The organism is Nitrospirota bacterium (assembly GCA_037386965.1).
Lineage (GTDB): Bacteria > Nitrospirota > Thermodesulfovibrionia > Thermodesulfovibrionales > JdFR-86 > JARRLN01.
This window is the reverse complement of the sequence record JARRLN010000091.1, coordinates 1-7,796: the sequence shown is the minus strand read 5'-3', so window position 1 is coordinate 7,796 and position 7,796 is coordinate 1. Positions and strand designations below refer to the sequence as shown.

The window sequence follows — 7,796 nt, the reverse complement described above, 5'->3', positions numbered from 1 at the left end:
CCCCCCGTCATGGACAGTGTATCGGAAGAGGCGGAAGGCAAAGCCGGCTGGCCCGGCTGGCCGGGCTCCCCCCCGGGCCGGTTGTCTTGGCAACTTTGCAAAACATTTTGCCCGAATGCAAGCCCTGCGGGGGGTGCATCGCTGAATTATCAAAGGCTTTCCCTCTGGCATGGAAAATGCTCCGTAAGGGGCAGAGAGGCAGAAGAAAGGAGGGACACACAATGCAAGACACATTCTCAAAGAAACTCAGTGTTTTAGGTGCGGGGACGGGACTTACTCTGTTCGTCATATTCGGACTGGTCCCCGGGGCTTTCCTGGGCGGCGTCCTGGGACTGAACATAGGGAATTTCCTTTTCGGCGGCCCTCTCATGCCCACGATAGTGTCCCGCATCCTGGTGGCCGGCGGCATGCTGGTCGGGGTCTTCCTGGCCGGCCTGATTTTCACGGCGGGGGGCACCTCCCTGGGCTGGCTGGTCGGCGTGGCCATCGACCAAGCCCGGAAAGGGTTCCACAAGCCGGCTGCCGAGGCCGAAAAATAACCGCGATACATAAACGGAGGGTGACGACATGACTGAGGAAACCAGAAAGACTCTTCAGACGGGACGCAAGATGGGCGCCATAGTGGGCGGCATATTCTTCCTCATCTTCGGCATCGTGCCCGGCTTCTACTTCGGCAGCTACGGGACCCTGATTCTTCTGAGCCAGCTCATGGGCGGTCCGGTGGAGCCCGGCCTCATAACCCGCGCTCTGGTGGTGATGGGCATTCTCCTGGGCCTGTTCTGCGCCGGTGCGGTGAGCCTCGTCCTTGGCTCCCTGGCCGGCACGGCGATTGCCTATGCGACCGATGCGGCCACCACCGCCGTCAAAGGCAAGAGCATGGAGGCCAAGGCCGCCGTACGGAACGATTAATCTCCGTTACCCCTCGGGGCCGGGCGGCACACCTCCCCGCCACCCGGCCCCCTCCCCCTTTTTCGAACACTCCCGAGTCCCCGGCAGCATTTTTTGGAGAAAAAGTCTTTCCGAATGCCGTCAAGCCGGAGGCCGCCGCAAGGGGCGCTTACTTCTTGAGCTGACCCGGCGGAGCGTCAGCGGCCGGACGGTTGGGAGGCCGGGGAGGAATGGTTTTCTCCTCCTCCTTGATGAGGCGGGTCATCCTTCGGAAGCTGAGCACCCCCCGCACCAGGGTGTACAGCCCCAGGGGGAGGAGCACCCATCCCGTCACGACGATGATCGGCGTGCCGAAGAAGCGGATGAAGGTCACGCCCGCCACGAAAAGGGTGAGGGCCGTGCGCACGTAGGCAAGGAAGGTCCGCTGGTTGGCCAGGTCCGTGCGGTTTTCGGCCAGGCGGTCCCGCAGGATGAGGCGCATCTTGGTTTTCGCGGTCTCTTCCGTGCTCCCCTCGCTCTCTCCCGCCCTCTACTGTCTGACGTGCACGCCGCAGGCCGCCATGGCCGGGTGGTAGAACCTGCGGGCGTATTCCTTGACCATCCGCCGGGCGTTGAAGAAGGGCATGGCGGTCTTCATGGCTTCCTTCATCACGCGCACCCATCCCTGGGGCATGCCGTCGCTGCCGGTGTCGTAATAAAGCGGGACGATCTCTTCCTCCAGGGTGCGGTAGAGCGAGGCGGCGTCGGCGGCGTCGTCGCGCTCCCCGCCGTCTGAGCCGAAGACCCATCCGTTTCCTCCCCGGTAGCCCTCCACCCACCAGCCGTCGCGCACGGAGAGGTGGGGGACCCCGTTTATGGCCGCCTTCATCCCGCTGGTGCCGCAGGCCTCCAGGGGAGGCTGCGGGTTGTTGAGCCAGACGTCCACGCCGTGGGTGAGGTACTGGGCGAACTGCTCGTTGTAGTCCTCCACGAAGGCGATGCGCCCCCCGAAGGCGGGGTCCTTCGCGGCCAGAAAGACCTTTCTCAGGATTTCCTGGGCGGGCTTGTCGTCGGGGTGGGCCTTTCCCGCAAAGACGACCTGCACGGGCTTCCACCGGTCGTTCAGGAGCTTCTTCAATCTTTCGGGGTCCGAGAGAATCAGCGCTGCCCGCTTGTATGTCGTGAACCTCCGGGCAAACCCCAGGGTGAGCACGTTGGGGTCCAGAAACAGGCCCGCTCCCAGGAGGCAGGAGGGCTCGGGGGACTCCTCCAGCCACTGGCGCCGGGCCCGGTCCATGATGTTCAGGATGAGCTTCATCTTCAGCCAGTTGTGGGTGTCCCACAGCTCCCGGTCGGGAATGTCGTCCACCAGCCGTATGGTGTCGGGGTTGTCGTGGTCGTCGAGCCAGTTGGGCCAGAGGTGGCTGTTCAGGAGAAGCTCCATCTTGGGATCTATCCACGTGGGCACGTGCACGCCGTTGGTGACGTGCCCGATGGGGACGTCCTCCTCCCGCCTGTCGGGCCACAGGGAGTGCCACATGCGGCGGGTCACCTCGCCGTGCTTCTTGCTGACCGCATTGCTGTGGGCGGCGCTCCTCAGGGCGAAGGCCGTCATGTTGAACCCCTGCTCGGGCCTCTCGGGGTTTCTGCCCAGCGCCAGAAACTCCTCCCTGGAGAGGCCCAGGTCGGGGCGGTAGGAGGAGAAGTGCTTCTCCATGAGAGCAAAATCAAAGACGTCGTGGCCCGCGGGCACCGGCGTATGGGTGGTAAAGATGGTGGCCTGTCTGACCAGCTCGACGGCCTGGGCGGGGGCCGCCCCGTCCTTGACCATTTCGCGGACCCTCTCCAGGACCGCGAAGGCCGGATGCCCCTCGTTCAGGTGAAGCACCGAGCAGTGTATGTCCAGGGCGTTCAGGACCTCCACCCCGCCGATGCCCAGGACCATCTCCTGCCTGAGCCTTCCTTCCGGGTCCCCGACGTACAGGTGCGAGGATATGCCCCTGTCCTCCATGCTGTTGGGCTCGACGTCCGTGTCCATGAGGTACAGGGGGACGTTGCCCACCTGGACGCGCCAGACCTCCACGAATATGGGGGGCTCCCCGGCCGGCACCCGGACCAGCAGGGGGTTTCCGTCCGCGCCGCCGACCCGCTCGATGGGCGCCTTCTCCCGCTCAAGGGGCTGGCTCTGGCTTATCTGCGTCCCGTCGGCGGCCATCCTCTGCCTGAGATAGCCCTGGGGATACATGAACCCCACGCCCACCAGGGGCACCCTGAGGTTGCTGCACTCCTTGAGAATGTCCCCCGCCAGAAAGCCCAGTCCGCCGGCATAAAAGGGAAGGGAATGCTGAAGCCCGTACTCCGCCGAGAAAAAAGCTATGGTGAAGGCATCGGGCTCGGCGACTGCGTTGTGGAACCATCCCGCGGAGCCGATGTCCCCGTGGAACCGGGACATGACGGCGTCGTAGTGCCGCAGGAACCTTTCGTCCTTGACGGCCTGCGCGAACACGGCGGGGCCCAGCTCGTGCAGTTCGAGCACGGGGTTGTGCACGCTCTCCTTCCAGGCCGTCCGGTGGAGCATCTTGAAGAGGTTTCTCGCCTCCGGGTGCCAGCTCCACCAGAGGTTGAAGGCCAGCTCCTCAAGCCCGGCGATGCGCTCGGGGAGCCCCGGGAACCGCCTCTTGCCGTTGCCGTCGCTCATGCCGCTCCTCCTCCCAGCGGGTCTTAACGGGATTATATACCGTTACGCGGCGAAACGCGACAGGCCTAGAGGTGGGAGCAGCCTCCTCCCTCGCCGTGCCCCGCGCAGGCGCCCGCGGGGGTTATCTCCTCGAGCTCCCGGAGCATCTCCAGGTTTTCCGCCGCCGTGGGCGCGGAGGCCCTGTACACCTTGACCCCCGCGGAGGCGAGCCCCAAGAGGGCGCCCCTGCCGATGCCGCCCACCACCACGGCGTCCACCCCGTGGGGGCCCAGGGCCTTGAGGGGGCTGCACGCGCCGTGGGCGTGGTGGAGGTCCCTGTTGTCGATTTTCTTCACCACCCGGCTCTCGGTGTCCACCAGAAGAAAGGCCGGGGCCGAGCCGAAATGTCCGTATACTTTGCTTTGGAGGCCGCGGGCCTCCGTGACGGGAAAACAGACGGTCATTGGCGTCTCTCCTCTCTCATAATGTGCATATGCACAGTATGCCAGGCCCGCCGCGTGCTGTCAAGGCCGCCGTGGTGGAGAAAGGAAAACGCCTCCCTGCCGGGGCGGGGGCGCGATGGGGGCACTTCGGGACGGGGTGTTTAAAGGGGGGACCCTTTGAAATCCGAAATCTTTTATAATTGAAAGGATATGGGTTTCCGGGAGGACGTAAGGGCCGACTACAGGGCCGTTTTCGAGAAAGACCCCGCGGCACGGAGCGGCTGGGAGGTGGTCCTCACCTACTCGGGGTTCCACGCCGTCTTCCTCCACCGGCTGACCCACCGCCTCTGGAGGCTCGGGATACCCCTCCTGCCCCGCCTCATCGCCCTGGTGTCGCGCTTGCTGACGGGCATCGAGATACATCCGGCGGCAAGGATAGGCCCCGGCCTGTTCATCGACCACGGCATGGGCGTGGTCATCGGCGAGACCACCGAGATAGGGCGCGACTGCCTCCTTTACCAGGGGGTCACCCTGGGGGGCACGGGCAAGGAGAAGGGAAAGAGGCATCCCACCCTGGGCGACGGCGTGGTGGTGGGGGCCGGAGCCAAGGTGCTGGGGGCGATACGCATCGGAAGCCATGTTAAGATAGGGGCCAATTCCGTCGTCCTCAGGCCCGCGCCGGACCACGCCATCGTGGTGGGCGTGCCCGGGAGGGTCATCAAGAAAAGGGTTTTCAGGGTGGAGGAGCACGGGGCCGTGGAGGTGCTGGACCACGTGCATCTGCCCGACCCCGTGGAGGAACGGTTCCAGGCCCTGGAGGCCTACGCCGGGCGGCTTGAGAGGAAGATAGAACGCCTTGAGGGGAAAAAGAGCGCCATGAGGGTCTTCAACACGATGAGCGGGGAGAAGGAGGAGTTCACTCCCCTTACGCCGGGCAAGGTCGGCATGTACGCCTGCGGCGTCACGGTCTACGACGTCTCGCACATCGGGCACGCCAGAAGCGCGGTGGTCTTTGACGTCATGCGGCAGTACCTTCGCTACCGGGGCTACGAGGTCGCCTTCGTAAAGAACTTCACGGACATCGACGACAAGATCATCAACCGGGCCCGGGAGATGGGGATGCCCTGGGACGAGGTGGCCCGCCTGTACACGGAGAAATACTACGAGGACATGGGGCGCCTGGGGGTGGAGCCCGCCGACTGCGAGCCCAAGGCCACGGAGCACATCGCCGAGATAATCGAGCTCGTGGAGGGCCTGCTCCGGGAGGGCCACGCCTACGAGGTGGACGGGGACGTCTACTTCGCCGTGGAGAAGTTCCCCACCTACGGACGGCTCTCGCACCGGAGGCTTCAGGACATGCAGGCGGGGGCCCGGGTCTCCGTGGACCCCAGGAAGCGCCACCCCATGGACTTCGCCCTCTGGAAGGCCTCCAAGGAGGGGGAGCCCGCGTGGGAGAGCCCCTGGGGGCCGGGCAGGCCGGGCTGGCATATCGAGTGCTCCGCCATGAGCATGAAGCACCTGGGGGAGACCTTCGACATCCACGGCGGCGGGGCCGACCTCATTTTTCCCCACCACGAGAACGAGCGGGCCCAGTCCGAGGCCTTCACGGGGAAGCCCTTCGTCACCTACTGGGTCCATAACGGGTTCATCACGGTGGACAAGGAGAAGATGTCCAAGTCCCTGGGGAACTTCTTCACCGTGGAGGACATCCTCCGGGAGTTCGAGCCCGAGACAGTGCGCTTTTTCCTCCTGGGCACCCACTACAGAAGCCCCATAGAGTTCTCCGACGAGCTGCTCCGGGAGGCCGAGGCCTCGGTGGACAGGTTCTACGTTACCCTCAGGCGCGTGCAGGACTTCCTCCGGCGCGAGGGGGGCAAGGAGAGCCTCGCCGGGACGGAGGAGCTTGCGCAGGCCGCCTCCTCCTTCAAGGGGCGGTTCGAGGAGGCCATGGACGACGATTTCAACACCGCCCTGGCCATCGGGCACATGTTCGAGCTCATCCACGAGATAAACAGGTTCCTGGACAGGAAGCCCTCCGGGGAGCGGGCCCGGGAGCTCCTCCGGCAGGCCCTCTCCGCCCTCGGGGAGGCAGGGGCGGTGCTCCGCATCTTCCAGAGGGAGCCCGAGCAGTGGTACCGCGCGGTGATGGAGGTCAAGGACATCGGCCTTCGCGCGGAGGACATAGAGGAGCTCATCCGGCGGCGCCAGGAGGCCCGGCAGCATAAGGACTGGGGGGCGGCCGACGGCATCCGCCATGAGCTCGAGCAGAAGGGCATCCTCCTGGAGGACGCCCCCGGGGGGACGGCCTGGCGCGTCAAGGTGGGAGGCTGAAGGAGACCAGTCTCCTTTCCCTCCCCGTGTCCTCCGCATGAGCAAGGCAAAACGGCGGGAGGGCGGCTTGATTAATGAAGGATAAACAGTCCCGCCGGTGGGTCTATGGCGTAAACCCCGTGCTTGAGGCCCTCAAGGCCGGACGGAGGGTCTCCCTCCTTTACGTTTCGGCGGGACGGAAGCGGAGGGTCGCGGAGGTCCTCACGGAGGCCCGCGCGCGGGACGTCCCGGTCAAGGTGGTCCACGACCCGGCCTTCTTCGATACGCGTTTCCCCAAGGGGCACCAGGGGGTGGCCGCCCGGGTACAGGAGCCGACGGGCCGCCCGGCCCTGGAGGATCTCCTCGCCGTCCCCTCCAGGCGGGGGGAGCCCCCGCTATTCGTCGTCCTGGACCTCATCGAGGACCCCCGCAACCTGGGGAGCATACTGCGGACGGCCGAGGCCGCCGGGGTGCACGGCGTGGTCACCCAGAAGCGGCGGGCGGCTTCCCTGGGGCCGGAGGCCCTGAAGGCCTCGGCCGGGGCCGCGGAGCACATTGCCCTCGCGGTGGTGCCCAACATAAAGCACGCCTTGAGGGAGATGAAGGAGGCGGGCATCCTGGCAGTGGGGGCCGAGGCGGAGGGGGAGGTGACCCTCTGGGAGGCGGACCTCGCCGGGCCCCTTGCCCTGGTGGTGGGCTCCGAGGGCAGGGGGCTCAGAAAAACGGTGCGGGAGATGTGCGACCTCCGGGTGGGCATCCCCCTCAGGGGCCGGGTGGGCTCGCTGAACGCCGGGGTGGCGGCGGGTGTGCTTCTGTATGAAGTCCTCCGGCAGAGAGCCCGCACATAGGCCTTTTCCCCGGCCCGGGGGAGGGGCGCAGGGCAGGGTGTCATGCCCTTGACGTTTCTGATAGAATGTATTATATTAATAGTTTCGGAAGGCGGAGTGCGCCTTCATTCGCCACCGTAGCTCAGTTGGCAGAGCAGCTGATTTGTAATCAGCGGGTCGGGGGTTCGAATCCCTTCGGTGGCTCCAGGACTGAAACGGATTCGTCGGCTTCAGGTACCGGAACGGATGCCGGGCGTCACTCAGTCGGAGAGGTTCCCGAGCGGCCAAAGGGGACGGGCTGTAAACCCGTTGGCGTTGCCTTCGGAGGTTCGAATCCTCCCCTCTCCACCAGGTTGCGGGAATAGCTCAGTGGTAGAGCGTCAGCCTTCCAAGCTGAGGGTCGCGGGTTCGAATCCCGTTTCCCGCTTGTCCATAGACGAGAGGTGGGGTGAACAGCCCATGTAGCTCAGTCGGTAGAGCACATCCTTGGTAAGGATGAGGTCACCGGTTCAAATCCGGTCATGGGCTCTGCGCTTATGAACTCTTTCTTGAGATAGAAGCGGCAGAGGAGACGGAGGCATGGCAAAGGAGAAATTCGAAAGGAAGAAGCCTCACGCCAACATAGGGACCATTGGGCACGTGGACCATGGGAAGACGACGCTGACGGCGGCC

General features: G+C 65.2%; 8 protein-coding genes, 4 tRNA genes and 1 pseudogene. 10 read left to right on the top strand and 3 right to left on the bottom strand.

Features of this window, described 5'->3' with window-relative positions:
* The first annotated feature begins 221 nt into the window (after positions 1-221).
* Both P8Y39_11430 and P8Y39_11425 read left to right on the top strand, forming a co-directional pair.
* The gene (locus P8Y39_11430; protein ID MEJ2192930.1) at positions 222-539 is read left to right on the top strand and encodes a hypothetical protein; all 318 of its coding nucleotides are present in this window, start codon (positions 222-224) and stop codon (positions 537-539) included.
* 28 nt (positions 540-567) lie between these two features.
* Positions 568-909 (top strand): hypothetical protein, encoded by a 342-nt coding sequence (locus P8Y39_11425; protein MEJ2192929.1) that lies wholly within the window; start codon positions 568-570, stop codon positions 907-909.
* Positions 910-1,057: 148 nt separating this feature from the next.
* On the opposite strand, the gene P8Y39_11420 is transcribed toward P8Y39_11425, so the two are convergent.
* The 3 genes from P8Y39_11420 to P8Y39_11410 all read right to left on the bottom strand — a co-directional run bounded on the left by P8Y39_11420 (position 1,058) and on the right by P8Y39_11410 (position 4,008).
* A complete protein-coding gene (locus P8Y39_11420) occupies positions 1,058-1,369 on the bottom strand; it encodes a DUF202 domain-containing protein (protein ID MEJ2192928.1) in 312 nt (103 codons plus the stop codon).
* A 48-nt stretch (positions 1,370-1,417) separates the two neighbouring features.
* Positions 1,418-3,565: an alpha-glucan family phosphorylase gene (glgP, locus tag P8Y39_11415; GenBank protein MEJ2192927.1), complete on the bottom strand. Its 2,148-nt coding sequence runs from the start codon at positions 3,563-3,565 to the stop codon at positions 1,418-1,420.
* A 65-nt stretch (positions 3,566-3,630) separates the two neighbouring features.
* On the bottom strand, positions 3,631-4,008 hold the full coding sequence (locus tag P8Y39_11410; protein ID MEJ2192926.1) for a NifB/NifX family molybdenum-iron cluster-binding protein: 378 nt from the start codon (positions 4,006-4,008) through the stop codon (positions 3,631-3,633).
* A 189-nt stretch (positions 4,009-4,197) separates the two neighbouring features.
* Between P8Y39_11410 and cysE the strand changes: the two are divergent.
* The 8 genes and pseudogenes from cysE to P8Y39_11370 form a co-directional block, all read left to right on the top strand.
* Positions 4,198-4,689: pseudogene (gene cysE / locus P8Y39_11405) on the top strand (serine O-acetyltransferase).
* 174 nt (positions 4,690-4,863) lie between these two features.
* Positions 4,864-6,318 (top strand): cysteine--tRNA ligase, encoded by a 1,455-nt coding sequence (gene cysS, locus P8Y39_11400; protein ID MEJ2192925.1) that lies wholly within the window; start codon positions 4,864-4,866, stop codon positions 6,316-6,318.
* A gap of 74 nt (positions 6,319-6,392) precedes the next feature.
* On the top strand, positions 6,393-7,145 hold the full coding sequence (gene rlmB, locus P8Y39_11395) for a 23S rRNA (guanosine(2251)-2'-O)-methyltransferase RlmB (GenBank protein MEJ2192924.1): 753 nt from the start codon (positions 6,393-6,395) through the stop codon (positions 7,143-7,145).
* Between the two features lie 110 nt (positions 7,146-7,255).
* A tRNA-Thr gene (locus tag P8Y39_11390) sits at positions 7,256-7,331 on the top strand.
* Between the two features lie 59 nt (positions 7,332-7,390).
* A tRNA-Tyr gene (locus P8Y39_11385) sits at positions 7,391-7,475 on the top strand.
* Between the two features lie 4 nt (positions 7,476-7,479).
* Positions 7,480-7,551, top strand: a tRNA-Gly gene (locus P8Y39_11380).
* A gap of 28 nt (positions 7,552-7,579) precedes the next feature.
* Positions 7,580-7,652 (top strand) — tRNA-Thr (locus tag P8Y39_11375).
* Between the two features lie 51 nt (positions 7,653-7,703).
* The coding region (locus P8Y39_11370; GenBank protein MEJ2192923.1) for a GTP-binding protein at positions 7,704-7,796 on the top strand (93 nt) is incomplete at its 3' end.